This is a genomic window from Pleionea litopenaei (assembly GCF_031198435.1).
GTDB classification, from domain to species: Bacteria; Pseudomonadota; Gammaproteobacteria; order Enterobacterales; family Kangiellaceae; genus Pleionea; species Pleionea litopenaei.
On record NZ_CP133548.1, the window covers coordinates 1,274,272 to 1,291,732 of the forward strand.

The 17,461-nt window shown below is 41.6% G+C and carries 22 protein-coding genes; 15 read left to right on the forward strand and 7 right to left on the reverse strand.

The features are described from left to right. Positions 1–120: 120 nt before the first annotated feature. Together Q9312_RS05655 and Q9312_RS05660 are read left to right on the forward strand one after the other, a co-directional pair. Positions 121–489 carry a hypothetical protein gene (locus Q9312_RS05655; protein ID WP_309203612.1) on the forward strand — a complete coding sequence of 123 codons (369 nt, stop codon included), beginning with the start codon at positions 121–123 and terminating at the stop codon, positions 487–489. Between the two features lie 178 nt (positions 490–667). Continuing rightward, on the forward strand, positions 668–1,042 hold the full coding sequence (locus Q9312_RS05660; RefSeq protein WP_309203613.1) for a hypothetical protein: 375 nt from the start codon (positions 668–670) through the stop codon (positions 1,040–1,042). A 62-nt stretch (positions 1,043–1,104) separates the two neighbouring features. Here Q9312_RS05660 and trhA read toward each other — a convergent pair whose 3' ends face one another. After that, positions 1,105–1,770: a PAQR family membrane homeostasis protein TrhA gene (gene trhA, locus Q9312_RS05665; RefSeq protein WP_309203614.1), complete on the reverse strand. Its 666-nt coding sequence runs from the start codon at positions 1,768–1,770 to the stop codon at positions 1,105–1,107. Positions 1,771–1,932: 162 nt separating this feature from the next. Further along, positions 1,933–2,382, reverse strand: coding sequence for a VOC family protein (locus tag Q9312_RS05670; protein WP_309203615.1), 450 nt, complete (start codon positions 2,380–2,382; stop codon positions 1,933–1,935). Between the two features lie 325 nt (positions 2,383–2,707). Between Q9312_RS05670 and Q9312_RS05675 the strand changes: the two genes are divergently transcribed. The 7 genes from Q9312_RS05675 to Q9312_RS05705 all read left to right on the forward strand — a co-directional run bounded on the left by Q9312_RS05675 (position 2,708) and on the right by Q9312_RS05705 (position 9,156). Beyond that, positions 2,708–3,298 carry a carboxymuconolactone decarboxylase family protein gene (locus Q9312_RS05675; RefSeq protein ID WP_309203616.1) on the forward strand — a complete coding sequence of 197 codons (591 nt, stop codon included), beginning with the start codon at positions 2,708–2,710 and terminating at the stop codon, positions 3,296–3,298. Positions 3,299–3,427: 129 nt separating this feature from the next. Beyond that, on the forward strand, positions 3,428–3,859 hold the full coding sequence (locus tag Q9312_RS05680; protein WP_309203617.1) for a DUF3617 domain-containing protein: 432 nt from the start codon (positions 3,428–3,430) through the stop codon (positions 3,857–3,859). Between the two features lie 218 nt (positions 3,860–4,077). Further along, entirely contained in the window at positions 4,078–4,740 is a 663-nt protein-coding gene (locus tag Q9312_RS05685) for a DUF2238 domain-containing protein (protein WP_309203618.1), read from the forward strand. Positions 4,741–5,164: 424 nt separating this feature from the next. Continuing rightward, positions 5,165–6,934: an endonuclease gene (locus Q9312_RS05690; RefSeq protein ID WP_309203619.1), complete on the forward strand. Its 1,770-nt coding sequence runs from the start codon at positions 5,165–5,167 to the stop codon at positions 6,932–6,934. A 718-nt stretch (positions 6,935–7,652) separates the two neighbouring features. Beyond that, positions 7,653–7,853 carry a hypothetical protein gene (locus Q9312_RS05695; RefSeq protein ID WP_309203620.1) on the forward strand — a complete coding sequence of 67 codons (201 nt, stop codon included), beginning with the start codon at positions 7,653–7,655 and terminating at the stop codon, positions 7,851–7,853. Positions 7,854–7,906: 53 nt separating this feature from the next. After that, complete coding sequence (locus Q9312_RS05700; RefSeq protein ID WP_309203621.1) at positions 7,907–8,398, forward strand: hypothetical protein; 492 nt, start codon at positions 7,907–7,909, stop codon at positions 8,396–8,398. A 32-nt stretch (positions 8,399–8,430) separates the two neighbouring features. Beyond that, on the forward strand, positions 8,431–9,156 hold the full coding sequence (locus Q9312_RS05705) for a hypothetical protein (RefSeq protein WP_309203622.1): 726 nt from the start codon (positions 8,431–8,433) through the stop codon (positions 9,154–9,156). A gap of 98 nt (positions 9,157–9,254) precedes the next feature. Here the strand turns inward: Q9312_RS05705 and Q9312_RS05710 are convergent, their stop codons facing one another. After that, positions 9,255–9,584, reverse strand: coding sequence for a hypothetical protein (locus Q9312_RS05710; protein WP_309203623.1), 330 nt, complete (start codon positions 9,582–9,584; stop codon positions 9,255–9,257). A 263-nt stretch (positions 9,585–9,847) separates the two neighbouring features. On the opposite strand from Q9312_RS05710, the gene Q9312_RS05715 reads away from it, so the two are divergent. Further along, positions 9,848–10,810 (forward strand): hypothetical protein, encoded by a 963-nt coding sequence (locus Q9312_RS05715; RefSeq protein ID WP_309203624.1) that lies wholly within the window; start codon positions 9,848–9,850, stop codon positions 10,808–10,810. A 6-nt stretch (positions 10,811–10,816) separates the two neighbouring features. On the opposite strand, the gene Q9312_RS05720 is transcribed toward Q9312_RS05715, so the two are convergent. After that, positions 10,817–11,338: a GNAT family N-acetyltransferase gene (locus tag Q9312_RS05720; RefSeq protein ID WP_309203625.1), complete on the reverse strand. Its 522-nt coding sequence runs from the start codon at positions 11,336–11,338 to the stop codon at positions 10,817–10,819. 111 nt (positions 11,339–11,449) lie between these two features. Between Q9312_RS05720 and Q9312_RS05725 the strand changes: the two genes are divergently transcribed. Then, positions 11,450–12,301, forward strand: coding sequence for a pirin family protein (locus Q9312_RS05725; RefSeq protein ID WP_309203626.1), 852 nt, complete (start codon positions 11,450–11,452; stop codon positions 12,299–12,301). A gap of 150 nt (positions 12,302–12,451) precedes the next feature. Here Q9312_RS05725 and Q9312_RS05730 read toward each other — a convergent pair whose 3' ends face one another. Next, positions 12,452–13,354 carry an aspartyl/asparaginyl beta-hydroxylase domain-containing protein gene (locus Q9312_RS05730; protein ID WP_309203627.1) on the reverse strand — a complete coding sequence of 301 codons (903 nt, stop codon included), beginning with the start codon at positions 13,352–13,354 and terminating at the stop codon, positions 12,452–12,454. A 263-nt stretch (positions 13,355–13,617) separates the two neighbouring features. On the opposite strand from Q9312_RS05730, the gene Q9312_RS05735 reads away from it, so the two are divergent. From Q9312_RS05735 to Q9312_RS05750, 4 genes are all read left to right on the forward strand, one after another. After that, positions 13,618–14,052: a contact-dependent growth inhibition system immunity protein gene (locus Q9312_RS05735; RefSeq protein WP_309203628.1), complete on the forward strand. Its 435-nt coding sequence runs from the start codon at positions 13,618–13,620 to the stop codon at positions 14,050–14,052. Between the two features lie 225 nt (positions 14,053–14,277). Next, a complete protein-coding gene (locus Q9312_RS05740; protein ID WP_309203629.1) occupies positions 14,278–15,105 on the forward strand; it encodes a MipA/OmpV family protein in 828 nt (275 codons plus the stop codon). 456 nt (positions 15,106–15,561) lie between these two features. After that, positions 15,562–15,969 (forward strand): hypothetical protein, encoded by a 408-nt coding sequence (locus Q9312_RS05745; RefSeq protein WP_309203630.1) that lies wholly within the window; start codon positions 15,562–15,564, stop codon positions 15,967–15,969. 12 nt (positions 15,970–15,981) lie between these two features. Next, a complete protein-coding gene (locus Q9312_RS05750; RefSeq protein ID WP_309203631.1) occupies positions 15,982–16,464 on the forward strand; it encodes a hypothetical protein in 483 nt (160 codons plus the stop codon). Between the two features lie 113 nt (positions 16,465–16,577). Here Q9312_RS05750 and Q9312_RS05755 read toward each other — a convergent pair whose 3' ends face one another. After that, positions 16,578–16,919, reverse strand: a complete 342-nt coding sequence (locus Q9312_RS05755) for a hypothetical protein (protein ID WP_309203632.1) — start codon at positions 16,917–16,919, stop codon at positions 16,578–16,580. A 74-nt stretch (positions 16,920–16,993) separates the two neighbouring features. Next, positions 16,994–17,275, reverse strand: a complete 282-nt coding sequence (locus Q9312_RS05760; protein WP_309203633.1) for a BrnT family toxin — start codon at positions 17,273–17,275, stop codon at positions 16,994–16,996. Positions 17,276–17,461 lie beyond the last annotated feature (186 nt).

Genomic DNA, 17,461 nt, shown 5'->3' on the forward strand with positions numbered 1-17,461 from the left:
AACTTTGTTCAATTCACTGCTCCAACCTGCCATAAAATTTAAGGTTCCTGATAATCGCCAACGCAAACTGTGAGCAATTTGGTATAATGTCCCTTTTCCAAAAACCGAAGGATTTTTTGAATGAGCTCTGACTTTCCTGATATGACGCTAGATCAAGACAACTTATTTCGCGAAGAAGTATTCACTGACCAAAAGATTGGTACCATTCGTATCATGACTCCAATAACCATTGATGGTGACCGAGATGAAAGTCGTGAATTGCAATACATTGGGCAAACTCAGGTGATGACTCCAGCGGGTGCTTTACCGCTGACTTTCGAACTCGAAGCTAGCAATCTTAAAGAAGCCATTGCAGCTTTCTCTGAGGGCGCTAAACAAGCTATGGAACGCACTATGGAAGAGCTTCGAGAAATGCGTCGGCAACAAGCATCATCAATCGTTGTACCAGGGCAAGAGTCTATGGGCGGTGGCAAGATTCAAATGCCCTAGTAAGCGGGCGGTACTCTTATAAACTGAATCCTCGAAGGCAAACACCTCATAAACTGAATCTTAGCGGGCTTGTGCTTACTTGGCTTAACTTCGCACCTTTAAAACTTTTTAGAGGTTAAGCCTCGGTTCAGTTTACATCGACTATTCTGGTACTCAGAATCAACAAGGGTATCAGACTATGCGAGCTATCAAGATCATTTCCCTCATTACTTTAACCGCAATGTTAAGCGGCTGTGTGGTTGGCGCTCATCATCGAGTCGGTCACGGCCATCATCGCAGTAGCGTACATTTACACGGACATGTTAGAGGTTCTCAAGCAGCTGGGGCCTTAATCGCAGGTGCAATCATCGGTAGCGTAATCACCGCTGCTGCCCATGCTGATGATCGTGATGAGCGCAGAGAAGCAAAAGCTCCGGCTCCTAATGCCTCAGACTCACCCCGCGGTCCGCATTATTACCGAAGCGCCGATGGACGTTGTTTCTGGGTCGTTCCTCGAGCCGATGGTGCAGAGACTCGAGAGCTTATCGAAGATCGTTTTTGTGAAGAGAACTAAGCTGACGCATGAAATATCAACAGAAAAGCTCAATTTAGTTTGAGCTTTTCTGCTTTACTATTTCACAGTACAAAGTAATAGATAGAGAAAAAGTGACAGCTACAACCAGCCAAAACAAAACAATGCCAAATGGCGTGGGTGTATCTGAGTTGCTTGGCGACATAAAACACCACACCGACGCTGAAGCAAATCCCGCCGGCGAGTAATAGCCATAAACCGGCTCCCGGAACTGACTGATACAGTGGGTAGGCCAATATAACCACTAGCCAGCCCATCAACAGATAAAGCGCGACCGACACTTTTGGCAAGCGGTGACGCACCAACCACTTAAAGATTAATCCGGCAAACGCCAACAACCAAATCACTACCGCACCAGTCACACCTATCCAATTGTCTAAAGAAACCAACATAAAGGGTGTATAGGTGCCAGCGATAAGCAGGTAAATGGCTGAGTGATCAATCAGCTTCAAGCTCTCTTTGGCCCTTTCGTGTCGAATACCATGGTATAAAGTTGACGCCAAAAACATGGCGATTAAGGTCGCTCCATAGATGGCAACGCTGGTTATTGCCATGGCACCGTCAGCGCGTAATATTAGAAATACAAGACCGGCGATAGCCACAAGAAATCCAACACCATGAGAAAGCACGTTCAGTAACTCTTCTCGACGAGAGTATTCTGCTTGACGGCTTGAAACGCTGGTAAGCTCATTATCAAGCTGATTAGTCATAACTTATGACCTCTAAATAAAATAATTTGCAGACCCTTACAGACTAACTTTTTAGCGAACACTTGTACACTGAAAATCTTAATAATCTTGCGGTTTTGTGATGAATACCCTTAGATTCCATTTTACTTAGTCTGATTGATCACAAATCGATGTTCACTGACGCTAACCGACTGCAAATATTTCAGAAAAGTCGTTAAACCCTTTAAATTCTAGGGCATTACTTGACGGGTCGAGCAGAAATAAAGTGCCTTGCTCTCCTGGCTGGCCAGCGAAACGTATATAAGGCTCAATGACAAATTCAACCTTTTCGGCGGTTAAATGGTCGGCTAATTGACGCCATTCAGACATGGTTAGTATCACGCCAAAGTGAGGAACCGGTACAGAATGACCGTCTACAGGGTTGTGCGCCAGTCCTCCCGCCATATCATTCGACACTTGATGCAAGACCAACTGATGGCCGTATAAATTCAGATCAACCCAATGATCGGAACGGCGACCGAGCGACACTGGAAATAATCGCTGATAAAAATCAAGAGATTCCTTTAAATTTAAAACCGGAATAGCCAAGTGAAAAGGACGAACTGACTGAGAATTAGCTGAATCTTGTGACATAGGGAGCCTTGTAAATGTGGAGTTCAAAGAACATACAGTTAAATATTCCGAGGGAGAAACGACACTGCCTTATCAATTCAAATCTTACTCTAACCCGATTAAAGGACTCAATACTTAACAATAACTTGCTCTTTTCAGAGGATGAAAATAAAAAACTGGAGCGAATGTGGAAGACTTTCGGTGACCTTACTTTATTAGAGCTACCCCTTTATTAGAATCATAACTTCTATTGCCACCCATCATTTTATTGCATTTGCAATATATTTGATTCACAATAAAAACCCATTAAACATTGAAAATGACCTCTCTCTTTTAGGAGTCCACTATGCCACTCGTCACTCCCCTAGCGGCCGATCATGATCATGACGTTGCTGAACTCGCTAAGTTTTTTAATGAAACCCTCGGCTTCTGTCCGAACAGTGTGCTCACCATGCAAAGACGGCCCGCCATTGCCCGTGCATTTATTCAATTGAACAAGGCAGTCATGGAAAATCAAGGACGTGTAACCAGTGAGCAAAAGCGGCTAATTGGATACTTAACCTCAGCCAATACGGGCTGTCGTTATTGCGAAGCTCACACTATCTTAGCGGCTCAGAGATATGGCGGAAGCGATGAGCGCTTGCAGAATATCTGGAATTTTCGCGACAGCGACCTGTACAGCGCAGCAGAAAAGGCCGCATTTGAATTTGCCCTGGCCGCTTCCGCCGTCCCTAACGCGGTCGACGAGGCGATTCAAACTTCGCTGCATCAGCATTGGGATGAAGGTGAGATTGTTGAAATTCTTGGCGTAATCGCACTGTTTGGGTATCTTAATCGCTGGAATGACAGCATGGGCACGACGATGGAAGATGGCGCAGTCGCCGCGGGAGAAGCATTATTAAGTCATTCTGGCTGGGAGCGCGGTAAGCATCAATAAGTCATCTCAATTAAAAATAATCTGTTAAGTATCGCCAAAAGTACGGCAGTTTTGCATCCTTGTTAACGTTATATTCAGCAAAATCGCTTACCATAGAGCCCTCATTGGACATCAAAGGAATGTTTAATTATGAAACATACATCAATTATTAAAACGCTTGGACTATCAATTGCTGCCTGTGGTTTGGCTGTTGCTTCCGCTGCTGAGTTACCGATCAATCCTGGTTTATGGGAAACCACGACAACGGGAACCAACCCAATGACCGGCAAGAATGAAACCAAAACCGAAACCGAATGTGTCAAAGAACGCTCGATCAGTACTGCTGAGTTTATGCAAGATGAAAAATCATGCAAAGCCACCAAAGATGAAGTGAGTGGGAACACATTAAGCTTTGCCATTCAATGTACTGTGCAAGGTGTTGCTACCGAGATGTCGGGAAGCATCACTGCGGATGACAATTCCAGTACCGGTAATATGAATATTGCGATGACCATGGGCGGACAAACTCGCAACATGGATATGAAGTGGACGGCTAAACGTCTTGGTAGTTGTGACGAATAGTAGTTGTGACAAGTAATTCTCGATAGCGAAAACTTAAACAACTCAACGTTTCCGTTTTCCAAACTTATCACTTTTCGCGCCCAAAGAGAGATCGGTTCGATCTCTCTTTTTTATGCCAGTAATAATATCAACATCCACCAGCACTCTTCGTTCTAAAAATGCGGTTAAGCCAAACAAAATACGTTAGACTTAATACAACTTTGCCCAATTGGTAAGCAATGTTGAAACTTAATCTTCATCGTCGTATTACTTTAGTCCTCCAGCTTATTTTATTAGTTGAAGTGGTGATTGCTCTCTATACCCAGCAATGGATGACCGCCACCATTACTTGCGGCATTATTCTAGTCACCCTCAGTCCTTTCTTTTTACGCAAAGTTTGGGGCGTCTACATTCCACCAGAGTTTGCGCTATTAACGATCAGTTTTGTGTTTGCTTCTTTATTTTTAGGCGAAGTTCATGATTACTACGCTCGATTTTGGTGGTGGGACATCGCACTGCATTCTTGCTCGGGTGCACTACTGGGCATCATTGGCTTTCTTCTTGTTTACCTATTGAATGAAACCAAAAATATCGGCGTCAATATGAAAGCTGGATTTGTCGCCTTCTTTGCATTTTTGTTCGCCATTGGCGTCGGCGCACTCTGGGAAATTTTCGAGTTCACAATGGATAGCCTTTTCGGAATGACGATGCAAAAACCCATGCTCAATGATCCCTCAGGCCTTACCGATACTATGTGGGATTTAATTGTCGATACCTTAGGGGCATTATTCATCAGCATTTTAGGCTATGGCTATTTAAAAACAGCTCAGAAAAAATCTTTTCTTGAACGTTGGATCCACGCTTTTATTGTTAACAACCCTCGCTTGTTTAAAAACTCATAAATCAATATTCCATAGTGCGATTGTAAAACCGCTTTAATATGAAGTGGAATCCTCGAATTTCTTATCGTTTCGTTCAAGTTAATGTCTAGTGACTAGTGCACGTATCTCTTTTCGATGATTATTTTGTAACTTTGTCCATCAGAGTGTTATTCGCATCACAAAATAACCAGAAAGCGCTGTTGCTTGATTAAATATTGCGCTACATCTTTTTTCCAAAATCTTAATTCGATATAAAAATCAGGTTTATTGAAAAATATAGCATTCATAAATATGTCATCGCGACGTCATGTCTGGCGCCTAATTTAACGAAGCAAAAATTTTTTAATAATAAAATGCAGGACCAAGTTATCCCAATAAAAGATAACCATCGAACCAAGATCCATTACTAACTCCGTTCCTTATTACCAACAAAGGATGATTGACTATGAACGGCTTTACCTTTAAAAAAATATTCATACTAATTCCAGTTTATCTAATCACTTCTCTCTCTACTACATTGACTTACGCGGCACCACCCAGTGGTTACTACGATAACATTAATGTTTCCTCTGGCCAGAGCTTACATGATTCGTTGCACGCCATTATTGACGATCATCAACGGTACCCTTACTCATCTAGTGTTACCGACACTTGGGATATCCTAGAACAAGCGGATCAAGACCCTAGTAACTCGAGTCGTGTGATTGCTATTTACGAGAATGCCTCATACGCCAAGCAAGGTGGTGGCAACTCTTACTACAACCGTGAACACAGCTGGCCCAAGTCTTACGGCTTTCCGGATGATCATCCTGGCAATTATCCCTACACCGACACACACCATTTATTTATTTCAAACATTGATTACAATTCAGCGCGAGCTAACAAGCCTTTTGCAAATTGTGCGAGCAGTTGCGAAGCATGGCCAACGCAGGCGAATAATGGAAGTGGCGGGAGCCCAAGCGAACAAAACTTAACGTCAGGCGATTTCACTCAAGGAAAATGGCAAGCTTGGTCAGGTCGACGCGGAGATGTAGCACGGGCGTTGATGTATATGGCGGTTCGATATGATGGAGGGACTCATGGTCAAACTGGCCATAGTGAACCTGATTTGCGACTGACGGATGACTTATCTTTAATTGCCTCATCATCCACTGGCAGCAACTTAAGCGTGGCCTACATGGGTTTGAAGAGTATATTGCTGCAATGGCATCAACAAGATCCGGTTGACGACCAAGAGCGTCAACGTAACGATGTGATTTATAGTTTTCAAGGCAATCGAAATCCCTTTGTTGATCACCCGGAATTTGCCACCTGTGTTTTCAACAACCAATGTGATCATCTAGGTGGAGGATCTGAACCACCGTCACCAATACAAAGTATCTGGATTAATGAGATTCACTATGACAATTCGGGTAGCGATAGTAACGAAGCGATTGAAGTTGCAGGAACGGCAGGAACCAATTTATCAGGATGGGCATTGGTTGCCTACAACGGTAATGGTGGAAAGCAATACAAGACCATTAATCTAGGTGGAAGCATTCCTAATCAAAGCAATGGCTATGGAACCTTAAGTTTTCTTGCTAGCGGACTGCAAAACGGTAGCCCTGATGGCATTGCACTCGTTAATAACTCAGGACAGGTGATTCAATTTTTAAGTTATGAAGGTAGCTTTGTTGCAACCGACGGACCAGCGAACGGTGAAACGTCAGTGCAATTACCGGTTAGTGAAACCAGCAGTACGCCAACTGGTTACTCATTGCAATTGACTGGAAGTGGTCAGAGTTACCAAGACTTTACTTGGCAATCGCCCTCCTTCGCTTCTTTCGGTAATGTAAATTCACAACAACAATTTACCGGCAGCACGCCACCAACAACCCCTCCATTGGTTTACCAAGATACCAATGTCTACCCGCTTCCTGATCGAGTGATCTTGTACACCGATTTAGACGTTCAGCTCAACCAAGCGAGTGGTCAGGTGACGGTTGCAGTTGATATCGATCACACTTATCGTGGCGATATCAGCTTGCAACTAACCTCACCGGGTGGAGAAATCTTTACGCTCAAAAGTAACAACGGCCAAGATGGCGCGCAAAATATCAACGCCACTTACTCCGTTACTTATAACTCAAGCAGTCAGGGCATTTGGACGTTAAGAGTTATTGACCATTACAATGGTGACAGCGGACAACTTAACCAATGGTCACTTTCATTCTAATCGTGCCGACTTAATTACAAGCAGTACGACTGAACATGACACAGCGACAGTGGCAGCAGCAATGCTGCCATTTTGATTAATCTGAACTTTTCAATTGAACGACTTTAAATTCTTCAACCAGTTGGCTAACTCTCACCAGCGAAAAATCTCTAATCGAAATTTTCAAATTAAATCCTGTTGACTCCACTATTGTAAAGATCATTGAAAAGCAATATATTAGGTGAAGCTTATCCACAACACTCTAAAGTATGGACAGCTTTATCTCTGAGTGTGGTTAGCTTTGACATAAGGAATTGATGATATTTAAATAATTGGTCTCCAAAATATTTCGAATGACCTTTCTAGCAGACGTACTTATAGCAAACTTATAAATAAAAGACATGCACAGGTGATTTTACAATCTCTAGAATTTATTAACGTGTAATAAATCAACTAAACACTCGCCCTCATTATGCGTAGCGACTTTCTTATTTCGCGCGCGGTGAACTGCTTCTGAACATTAACTAACGATTTTTGAGTACTTAAGTCTTGAAGGACCAATGACTTGAGCAACTTAAAATAGGTTTTACATAGCGCCCTCTCATATCAGGCAATGTGTAAAAAACGCCGTTGTTATTTTGCTCCTAAGGTTTAAGGACAGTTTATCAACAGCCAACTAACTAAACGTCAATGCCTACCTTTGAGTTTAGTTTCTATTATTAATAAAGGAGATATACAAATGAAAAACTTAAAAAAATTATTATTTACATCAGCGTCCGCTTTCTTTTTTACCTTGGGCGGCAGTGTAGCCGTTGCAGATACCACTTCTAGTGTATGCACTCGAACTCACTGTACCCACTGCATTAATAACTTTTGTGTTTCTTGCGACTTAAATACAGGCAGTTGCCGACCAGTTGCTCGAAAAGAAGCATCACAATAAAATAAGAAGGGAAGGCAGCTTATGCCTTCCCCACTAAGAAAAGGAATATTTCAATGACGTTCATTATTCGAATCAGTTTAATCATAAGTCTTAGCCTAGTGAATGCCATGACTTTCGCGGCAGAAATAAAAACTTGGCAGGCGCCAATCAGTAAACTCGCGCTGATTGCTCAAGAAATCAGCGATGATCCAATAACGCCTGTTGTACTCACCAATCGAGGCAAAGAACTCTACATTGTTGATACGCCTGAAGGAGCACCTTTACAACTTAAAGCAGACGTTAAAAGCTTAAAGAATCAGAACAGCAGCAGTATAGATTCTGTCTTAGCGTTACTCGGATTGACTAACCAAGCAATGCAAGAAGTCAGTCGTAGCCTTAAAGACAAACAAGTCATTATAGCGATTGAGTACAGAAGCCCGGGTTGTACTGAATGCGACAAAAGACTTGAGCAACTCAAGAACCTAAGTGATGACTTCTATGTCATAGTTTATAATATTAGCGCTCAAGCCAAGTCAACTGAACCAGTGAACCATACGGTTGAGTAACCATAAAGAATCGCTCAAAGGAGTCAGTATAAATGACTAAAACACTTTTGCTTTCTGGAGCATTGATTATTTCGGTTGGTACGAATATTTATTTAAGCCTTAGCGACGAGCATTCTCAAAAAATGTCCACAATGGCTCAAGAAATAGAAATATTGAGTGAGAATAATGCTCGGCTTTCTAATCGCTTAACATCACTGAATGAGCACTATGCCACCCTGGCATCTCAGATTAATCGTTTAACAACCGACGCCGTTCAGACAGTCACAAGCTCTGATGTACAGGTGAAGCCGTCTGATGTTGCATCAGACATTCAAGCAAGCCTAGAAGTAGAGAATGAATCCAGTGAAGAAAGTCACAGCACAACGAACGAAAACAGTGATTTTATGGAGCAGTTTGCGCAGAAAAAAATGGAAGACGCCAATTACGACCCAACCCAGTCTATTGGCGAGCAGTTTGACAATCAGAGTATTGATTTTCAGTGGGCGTCTTCTTATGAGCAAAATCTAAATGAACTATTTCAAACTAATGAAGCTCTCGCGAACATGCCGCTAAAGGGTGTGTCTTGCAAAGAGACAATTTGCAAAGTTGCGATTTATGCCAACGACATAGATTCCTTTAGCGTAGCAAACAATTTAGCTAAGTCTCTGGCCAACCAAAGCTGGCGTGATCCTGATGCGAGTTTTGTGTTTGATAACCAACCCACTGACGGGGTGATTAATATTTTTATTGGTAAAGACGGTAATAGCTTTCAGCTGTAGCTTTTCGTGCCTATGTATGTCGCACTAGAGTGTCTAGACTTAGCGCTGATATCGTTAAGTCTAGGGCCGCCTTAATCAAGTTTTCGACGGCTTTCAATTTACTTCATTTCAACCGTGTAGGCTTCACAAACACCGGCAATTTTATTAACTTCATCGTACCAAATTTTAACCGTTTTATTCTGAGATTGCGCAGACAATATTGTCGATACAAAGTAGTCATTGTTGCTTTTAATCATCACCCAAGGGCAATTCTCGTGGAAAGGCGTATCTAATTTGAGAAGCAACACATTTCGATTTTCAACAGGATGCTGAGTGCTATCGGATGTTGCTCGTAAAACACTCACTTTGCCCTCAGTTGATTCCGACAAAACGTGATTCGATAGCAGAAAAAATGCCATTAAAGTGAACGATTTAAATACCAATTTCATAAATATCCTTAGGTCAAGTAGTAAACAATATTTCAGCAAATATTAGCGTGGTGGAGATTTCACCATTTACGGACTGACGCTCTTAGCGACCGACACTCTTACTTAAGCACGCAATAAGCACAAATAGGCAAAAGTCAGCCTCAATGGAAACGCAGTGGCGCAATTTTATATTAATCGAAGAGGTAAATCATCAGATTGCGCATTAATTCAGTTACGATTCAGATTAGCGGGTTATACTGTAAAAAAATTAAGGAATGACCAATATGCTCGTAAAAACCCTATTTCCAGCGGCCTGTTTGGTCGTTAGTGCGGTTGCATCATTCATTGTGAGCGCAGACGGTAGCGATAATAAGCTCCCCACTCACGAAACATCAAACGAAGCGCCGTTTTTAGCCGTTCAGGAGCTCGGCAAAAAAGACTACCAAGCGGTGATTGACCTCAACCAAATTGCCTGTTTTGCTCGCTCAAATAAGGGCGTTCACGGTCCAAAAGAAATGCATGGCATCACGTTGAAAAAAGACTTCTTTAATTTTATTACTCCACAAGCGAATCAAACCCTACCATTTTACGGTTCTGATCGTCGGTTCTCATTCCGTAATGACGAAGCTCTTGCTCAACCGCTTAACGGTGACTGTCGGATCATTGCTCAGTTGTGGGCAAAAGCACCGACAGGCACATTGACCGTTTCGGCTCAACAAAACGTTTTCCGAGCGACCGAGAAAATAAATCCAAATTATTGTGAACAAGCAGTCTATGTTGAACATAAAATCTCACTCTTCGGTCAACCAATTTCTTGGCAAGCAAAAATCACCGAGACCAATAGATTAATCAGCGAAGGAAAGTGTCCGATTATCGAGCTACCGAAAATTGTACAGGTACCGACTTATTTAACGGCAGCCAGTGATTTTGCACTGAGTTGTCGTCGCGACCTCAATCAGTTAGAGCAATTTAAATTGAGCTTTAAATCTAAACATCTCAGTAAAAGCGAGTTCTGGTCAGGCAACTCATTCGAAAGTTTTGAAGACTGTGAAAACCGATTAAATCAACTCATCGAGAAACACAATCAACAACCCACCAGTGATATAAAAATAGCATCAACCCTGTCTACGGAGACTAACACGAACGTGAAGATGCCTGACTCGATAGTTTTATCATTGCTTCGGTATGATTTTACAACCGAAGTATTGGGTGAAACCTTTAACGGAAGTACTCAGGTATATTTCTAGATATCGTTACCGAGGCGTCGTTAAAAAGCGCCTCATCACAATATCGGTTTGTCGATCGCTTCCGAGAACGAAGGTATGTTTACCGACGGCCTCAAAATCGAATTTTTGGTAGAACTTAATGGCGCGCGGATTTTCTTCCCAGACACCCAACCAAACAAGATCACAGCCTTGCTCAGCTAGGTGATTCAAACATTCTTGCATCAGTGTTTGAGCGATACCCTTTCCATGGAAGTTTTGATCGATATATAATCGATGAATCTCTCCCGGCTGAGTTGCCACAATGCAGGCTGGCGAAGTACTTTCTCTCAGTTGTGCATAACCGATTAATTGGTTTTGACTTTCCACCACCAAAGTAATGCGACTCGGATCAGAAATCTCTTGCCTCTGAATCTTCTCGCCATAGTTAGTACGACAGTGGACGTCCATATCTTCTGGCGTATTGGTACTCGCAAACGTTGCTCGAAAGGTTCTTTCGGCTAAAGTGGCTAATTCAGCCGCATCAGCAAGAGTTGAAGCTCTTATATTCATCGTTATTGCTCCAATAAACTATTATTCTGTCCGCTTTAAAGGTATAACTTTCTTATCCTCAGCATATACTGACCACACTGGCGTAGCAATGCTCAGCATAAGGAGTGTTACATGGCGACCCAACTCAAGGCAAAAGAACACGATATTGGCGGGCTTATCGTCAAAAGGCTCTTACCTCAAAAAGACCAACGCATGGTGGGCCCATTTATTTTCTTTGACCAAATGGGACCCGGCGAATTTCTCGCTGGCCAAGGCATTAATGTCAGGCCACACCCGCATATTGGGTTATCGACGCTGACCTATTTATTCGAAGGCAGTATTTTACACCGTGATTCTCTGGGTAATAACCTTGAAATACATCCCGGTGATGTCAACTGGATGACGGCAGGTAAAGGTATTGTTCACTCTGAGCGAGAAACCTTTGAAGTTCGCGCTAATCCGCACTCAATCAGTGGCCTGCAATGCTGGATCGCTTTACCTGAATCATTAGCCGAGTTAGTGCCCTCTTTCGTGCATGTTAAAAAGCACAACTTACCCACCATTATTCACGAAAATATTATGATGCGGCTGATCGTCGGCGAAGCCTACGGTGTAAGTTCGCCAGTTAAGACCTACACCCCGATGTTTTATCTCGATATTGTTGCCGGTGAAGGCAGCGTAATACAGCAACCCAACGCTTCGCAAGAAACCGCTCTTTTTATTGTGAGTGGCAAGCTTAAAATCGACACTCAGATCTTCGGCCCAGGAGACTTCGTATTACTCAATGAAAAGGACAGCCTAGAGCAAGTCGAATGCGGTCGCTTTATTATGCTTGGAGGTGATCGCTTTGATAAAACACCTTATGTCTTTTGGAACTTCGTTTCATTTAGCAAAGAGCGCATAGAACAAGCGAAAGAAGACTGGAAAAATGGACGCTTCCCTAAGATTCCCGGCGATGATAAAGAGTTTATTGAGCTCGAATAATACTAAGTAATATTGATACTAAGAGATGTTAATGCTAAGAGCATATTGATATTAAGTATAAAGTTGGAATAAAAGCGAGCGTTAATTTTTGCTCGCTTTTTTCATGTCACCTTTGACTAGGACCATTAATATACGCATTAAACAGTAGTTTTAACTTAAGAATATCCAGTAAATAAGTAACAAGTACAAGCTGTATTGAACCACATAATATAAGGGTACATTAAACGCCTTTAACTTCTTTCCAAGCAACCGAACTTTGTATATTCCGCCAAAAAGTTTATTTAACAGGCCTACTTTATCGCCTTTCATATTCTTTGAAGCAGTCGAGGCTAATAGCGTGTAAGACATAAACGTATTGAGCCAATCAATCAAGAAAAAGCTTACTGGTCTCTTCACGTCGAGAAATAGAATGATTCTATTTTGATCGGTGTTATTCTCGGCATGATGAAGATAGGTTTCGTCAAACATGACGGCCTCACCATCTTTCCAAAAATATTTTTCACCATCAACTTTGATATAACAATCTTCTGAATTCGGCGTTGAGAGGCCCAAGTGATAACGAAGTGAACCCGCGTAGGGATCACGATGTCGAACCAAGCAAGCGCCCGGTGGCAGCATCGCAAACATAGCGCCCTTGACGGTTGGAATGGTTGAAAGTAGCTCTACTGTTTTTGGGCATAGCTGCTTAGCAGATTTTAAATCAGAGCCGTACCATTTTATATAAAAGCGCTTCCAGCCGGTCTTAAAAAAGGAGTTAAAGCCTATGTCATCTAAATCATCCGATGCTTTAATTCTCGACTCACTGGTTAATTGTAACGCCTCGTCGCGTATCAGCTCCCAATGATCTTCGAGCACTTTTAGCTGTGCGAAATCTTGAGTATTTAAAAAAGGAGTATTTTTAACCGAAGAAAAAAGATAAAACAGACAGTTTATCGGACCGAGAATATTAGAATGATCTCTCACCTTAAACAGAAGGCTTTCGTGTTTAACTTTACCGCGGTTTTGAATATAGATCCCGCAGATGACAAAAATGACTAAAACGGTAATACCCAAGGTCTTGTCCTAGTGACGTTCGAGCTAAATAATATGAGATATTGCTAATATTACTTGGCTCTCTCCTCATTGTCACTCACTAGTTAGTACAGCTATTAGAATATGGTTAGAATGAGTAAGTCCGCTAAAAAACCGAGTTTATTAACCAATATGAATCATTGATAACCTTCAACGACATTGATAGGGTCACAGGTGAACTTATAAGCTCTAAATGGAACAATATAAGGTCTAAATCGAAAAATTGACATTAAGGAATACATTGCATGAGAGCCTTAACTGCCTACCTAAGAGCAGAACAGCTTGTAATTCACACGTCTTCTTCAACAGAAGCTGGCTTTTGGGTCGCTTGCAACCCTGTTATTGTGACAACTATAGATGAGGCTCCTGAAGTTATTGGCCATATTGCTAAGTATATGCTTCCGTACTCGAGAACGAATATTAGGACTCCGCCCCCAAATGAAATGAATGCAACAAGTGTTTTGAAAGCGGCTGGCGTTAAAACTTGGGCTTCTCTCTCAAAAAATGCGTTATGCGTATCTATAGAAGAAAATGGAGCGCAAATTACATTTGTTCCTGCTAGAAACGTTAGTGCTCGACTAGGTTTCGAAGAGCTCACTGAGAAAGCTTTTTCATTACTCTCACCGAGTGCTCAAGCGTTAGGAAAGGCTTTATTAGACGCCTTTGATCTTGCAGAATAGCCTCACTTTTTAGCTCCGCATACGCTGCAACAATGTTTGAAAGCAAGCAATATTATTAATAATATGAAAATAATGGCTGTCCCAGATTTACAGCACTAAATTCCAGGCAATGTATCTGTTTGCCAAGAGCCTTCAAAACTTCTAGATAAGTGCTCTATTGAAACCAAATTGACGTATTTAATTTGCATCAACTCGACCGCCCATTGACTTGCCTGAGAGATTCGTATGAGAAAGTTTACCTCGATAGTTTTGCTAATTTTATTCAACTGGCTCTTCCACCAAACAGCTCTGGCGCAGAATGAAAAGACCGTTGTCGTGCCTTTGCCATCGGTCGATGATTTTAGTAAAGGTAACGATGGCTGGAGTTTTGGATTGGGTTTCGGCATTGAATATGAATCGGCCTACGAGGGGTCAGATGAGTTCGGCTTCGAAGTCCAGCCCGCTGGTGCTGTCCAATGGCGAAACGGAAATGATACTTTCTACTGGGCAGGTGAAGCCCTCGGCTGGCGGGGTCTTCGCTCTGACACATGGCTATTAGAAGCGGCCATCGCTTTTGACGAAGGTCGAGAAGAAGGTGATTCCGACGACGGTTACCTGAACGGGCTCGGAGATCAAGAAGAAGGTACCGAGATAGTACTGCAAGCCCGTCGAGCTTTGGATGACAACTGGCGCAACTGGCTTATTAGCCGAATTGTTACTGGTGACAATGGCAACCTTGGACTCTTCGGCATTGGGCACCGTTTCGGAGTGCAAAATGACGGAACGGGCTCAGACCTCTCTTTTGTCGTTGTGTTTCATGACAGCGAATACGCAAACAACGGCTTTGGCATTACCGCGGCGCAATCCATTGCCTCAGGATTAGATGAGACACAATTAAGTGGCGGGCTACGCTCTTTTGCCCTCGACTACACTTATCGTTATTACCTCAACAACAATTGGCAAATCTTTGGCGAGGCATTCTACGAACGCTTTAGTAGTGAAATTGAGAATAGCCCTATTGCTCGCAGCAATTTTGAAGCTGAAGTCAGTGTCGGATTTATTTATCTGTTTTAGTTTTATTAACATTCCGCCCTCCACACCGTGTGACGAGCTTGAGTTCCGTGGAATAAACACAAAAAAGCCGACGGTTAAGTCGGCTTTTTAAATATGGTACCAGAGGATGAACTCGATGGTCCGACATCTCGGCCGGCACACCGTGTGACGAATTTGAGTTCCGTGGAATAAACACAAAAAAGCCGACGGTTAAGTCGGCTTTTTAAATATGGTACCAGAGGACGGTATTACATATCCCCTAAATTTCAATATATTAGATTAACTCTGTAGCATTTTTGTATCAATTAAATCTGCTATAGTCCTCACCAGGAATATGTAGAGTAAGCAAAAACTAGGATTGCCCATTCTATTATTTTTATACTAATTGCTATGAGTTGACGAAGAACCATCGCAACACTATAGTGCTAGGAGATGGGGCTATGTACAAAAAGCAAACTAATAATAAGGAGAGTTACATTGAAGAAATTAGTATCTACATTAGCTTTACTATTCACCTTCTCCATTTTGGCAGGATGTGTTGCAACTAATAACACACCTGTAACGACTCGAAATTCTGAATTAACTCAGGGAAATGTCCAGATGAATCTTTCTGTTGGAAAAACAACAAAAGCGGACGTCCTCGAAAAATTTGGAGCTCCAAACATCACGACTAGGGACTCTGCAGGAAGAGAGGTATGGACATATCAAAGAGCTGCTCAAGTTTCTCAGTCAAGTTCGAGTTCAACTGGATGGACTATTATTTTTGTAAATGGTTCCAGTAAAGCAGCCGGTTTTGAATCATCATCAAGAATGATGACTTTGATTATTAAATTCGATGCTGAAGACAAAGTAACCGACTTTCGTAGCAGAACCTCTAACTTTTAAAATGGAATTAATATGAAAATCATTATAAATATTTGCGTAATTGCTTTAATGGTCAGCTTAACATCAGCTTGTAAAACTACGGGAATGACTTCTTCTCTTACTCCTTTAGAAATTCAGTCACTTCAAACAAGAGAGTATGAATCGACGAAAAAAATAGTTTTCCCTAGTGTGATTTCAGTCTTCCAAGATCTTGGATATACGATAGAAAATGCGGACATTGAAACAGGACTCATTAAATCAATGAGTGCGACTAAAAATAATGGCTTTCTTACTTTTATGACCGGAGCAACCGAAAACACACAAACAGTTGCGAACGCATTTATTGAAGAAATTGGAGGAATTGTCAGAGTTAGATTGACCTTTGTGACTCGCACTCGTAGCTCCTCTGCTTATGGAGCACAAGACCAAAGTGATCATCAAATTTTAGATGCAAAGCCATATCAAAATGCATTCGAAAGAATAGAAAATGCTATGTTCATACGTTCTGCTGATTAAGTAAACTATATTAATTAACATAAAAAAAGGGCTTCAATTGAAGCCCTTTTTTAGGTTAATTAGTTTTGAGACGAAGCAGAGGAAAGCACAATCGCTTCCCTCATAGTGAGATACTATCCACACATTGCTTGCTGCTCGTCATTTGCATCATAAGCCTCTGTTTCATCACCCTGCTCTAAAGCCGCAAACTCTCGCGCCATTTTTTTCAGTTCACATGTCGCGAAACGACGAAGTACCTGCTTCATTAAAGGTTGATAACCGATATCATTCATTTTCGCGATTAGTTTTAAGTCATCTAACAGAGTTTTTTGCATTCTAATCGAGATCATTTGAAGCTCAAGAGCTGCATCTATTTCTTTAGGGTCTGTATTTGAGACTCGTACATGCTCTTCACTTCTACCCAGCTCTCCATTATCCCACTGCTCAACGTTGTTGTAGATGTCTACTTCATTCATCTGGTTTTCTCCTGTTGTGAATAGGTGTCAATCTCCACCTTCACCACACAAATTATTTGTGTATTTTATATGCTTTAAGCAAATTTATTATATATTTCTATTTCTTTAGCGTTAGCTTCGTACGCAGACTTGATATGAATATCTCTGCCTACCGCTACAAAAACAATTTTAAGTTTTCTACCATAATCCGTATCGGCAATAAACCACTGAGAAGGAGGAATAGTTTTGTGCTCCTCTCTAATATCTTCGAGGAACCCTCTCTCTCTATTAGCGAAGCAATCATGAACTTCTTGAATGCTAACTTTATGTTTTGTCGAAAGTTTTCTCTCGACTTTATTACTAACCTTTAAAGCCAAGCATTTCCCTCTTCCTTAATTTTGTATATACATAGTATATACGTTGGGCACTTTAATTAACAACTTGAATTGTATATAAATCTTTCAGTTTCACCATATTTACTAGATATTGTGATGAATGTCATAAAAAAACCCTAAATAAGCGAAAATATGGTTATTTAAAACATTTTTTTATCTTTTTTCATA

Coding starts and splice junctions, on each gene's coding strand:
- Q9312_RS05655 (WP_309203612.1), top strand. CDS start 121: ATGAGCTCTGACTTTCCTGATATGACGCTAGATCAAGACAACTTATTT.
- Q9312_RS05660 (WP_309203613.1), top strand. CDS start 668: ATGCGAGCTATCAAGATCATTTCCCTCATTACTTTAACCGCAATGTTA.
- trhA (WP_309203614.1), bottom strand. CDS start 1,770: ATGACTAATCAGCTTGATAATGAGCTTACCAGCGTTTCAAGCCGTCAA.
- Q9312_RS05670 (WP_309203615.1), bottom strand. CDS start 2,382: ATGTCACAAGATTCAGCTAATTCTCAGTCAGTTCGTCCTTTTCACTTG.
- Q9312_RS05675 (WP_309203616.1), top strand. CDS start 2,708: ATGCCACTCGTCACTCCCCTAGCGGCCGATCATGATCATGACGTTGCT.
- Q9312_RS05680 (WP_309203617.1), top strand. CDS start 3,428: ATGAAACATACATCAATTATTAAAACGCTTGGACTATCAATTGCTGCC.
- Q9312_RS05685 (WP_309203618.1), top strand. CDS start 4,078: ATGTTGAAACTTAATCTTCATCGTCGTATTACTTTAGTCCTCCAGCTT.
- Q9312_RS05690 (WP_309203619.1), top strand. CDS start 5,165: ATGAACGGCTTTACCTTTAAAAAAATATTCATACTAATTCCAGTTTAT.
- Q9312_RS05695 (WP_309203620.1), top strand. CDS start 7,653: ATGAAAAACTTAAAAAAATTATTATTTACATCAGCGTCCGCTTTCTTT.
- Q9312_RS05700 (WP_309203621.1), top strand. CDS start 7,907: ATGACGTTCATTATTCGAATCAGTTTAATCATAAGTCTTAGCCTAGTG.
- Q9312_RS05705 (WP_309203622.1), top strand. CDS start 8,431: ATGACTAAAACACTTTTGCTTTCTGGAGCATTGATTATTTCGGTTGGT.
- Q9312_RS05710 (WP_309203623.1), bottom strand. CDS start 9,584: ATGAAATTGGTATTTAAATCGTTCACTTTAATGGCATTTTTTCTGCTA.
- Q9312_RS05715 (WP_309203624.1), top strand. CDS start 9,848: ATGCTCGTAAAAACCCTATTTCCAGCGGCCTGTTTGGTCGTTAGTGCG.
- Q9312_RS05720 (WP_309203625.1), bottom strand. CDS start 11,338: ATGAATATAAGAGCTTCAACTCTTGCTGATGCGGCTGAATTAGCCACT.
- Q9312_RS05725 (WP_309203626.1), top strand. CDS start 11,450: ATGGCGACCCAACTCAAGGCAAAAGAACACGATATTGGCGGGCTTATC.
- Q9312_RS05735 (WP_309203628.1), top strand. CDS start 13,618: ATGAGAGCCTTAACTGCCTACCTAAGAGCAGAACAGCTTGTAATTCAC.
- Q9312_RS05740 (WP_309203629.1), top strand. CDS start 14,278: ATGAGAAAGTTTACCTCGATAGTTTTGCTAATTTTATTCAACTGGCTC.
- Q9312_RS05750 (WP_309203631.1), top strand. CDS start 15,982: ATGAAAATCATTATAAATATTTGCGTAATTGCTTTAATGGTCAGCTTA.
- Q9312_RS05755 (WP_309203632.1), bottom strand. CDS start 16,919: ATGAATGAAGTAGACATCTACAACAACGTTGAGCAGTGGGATAATGGA.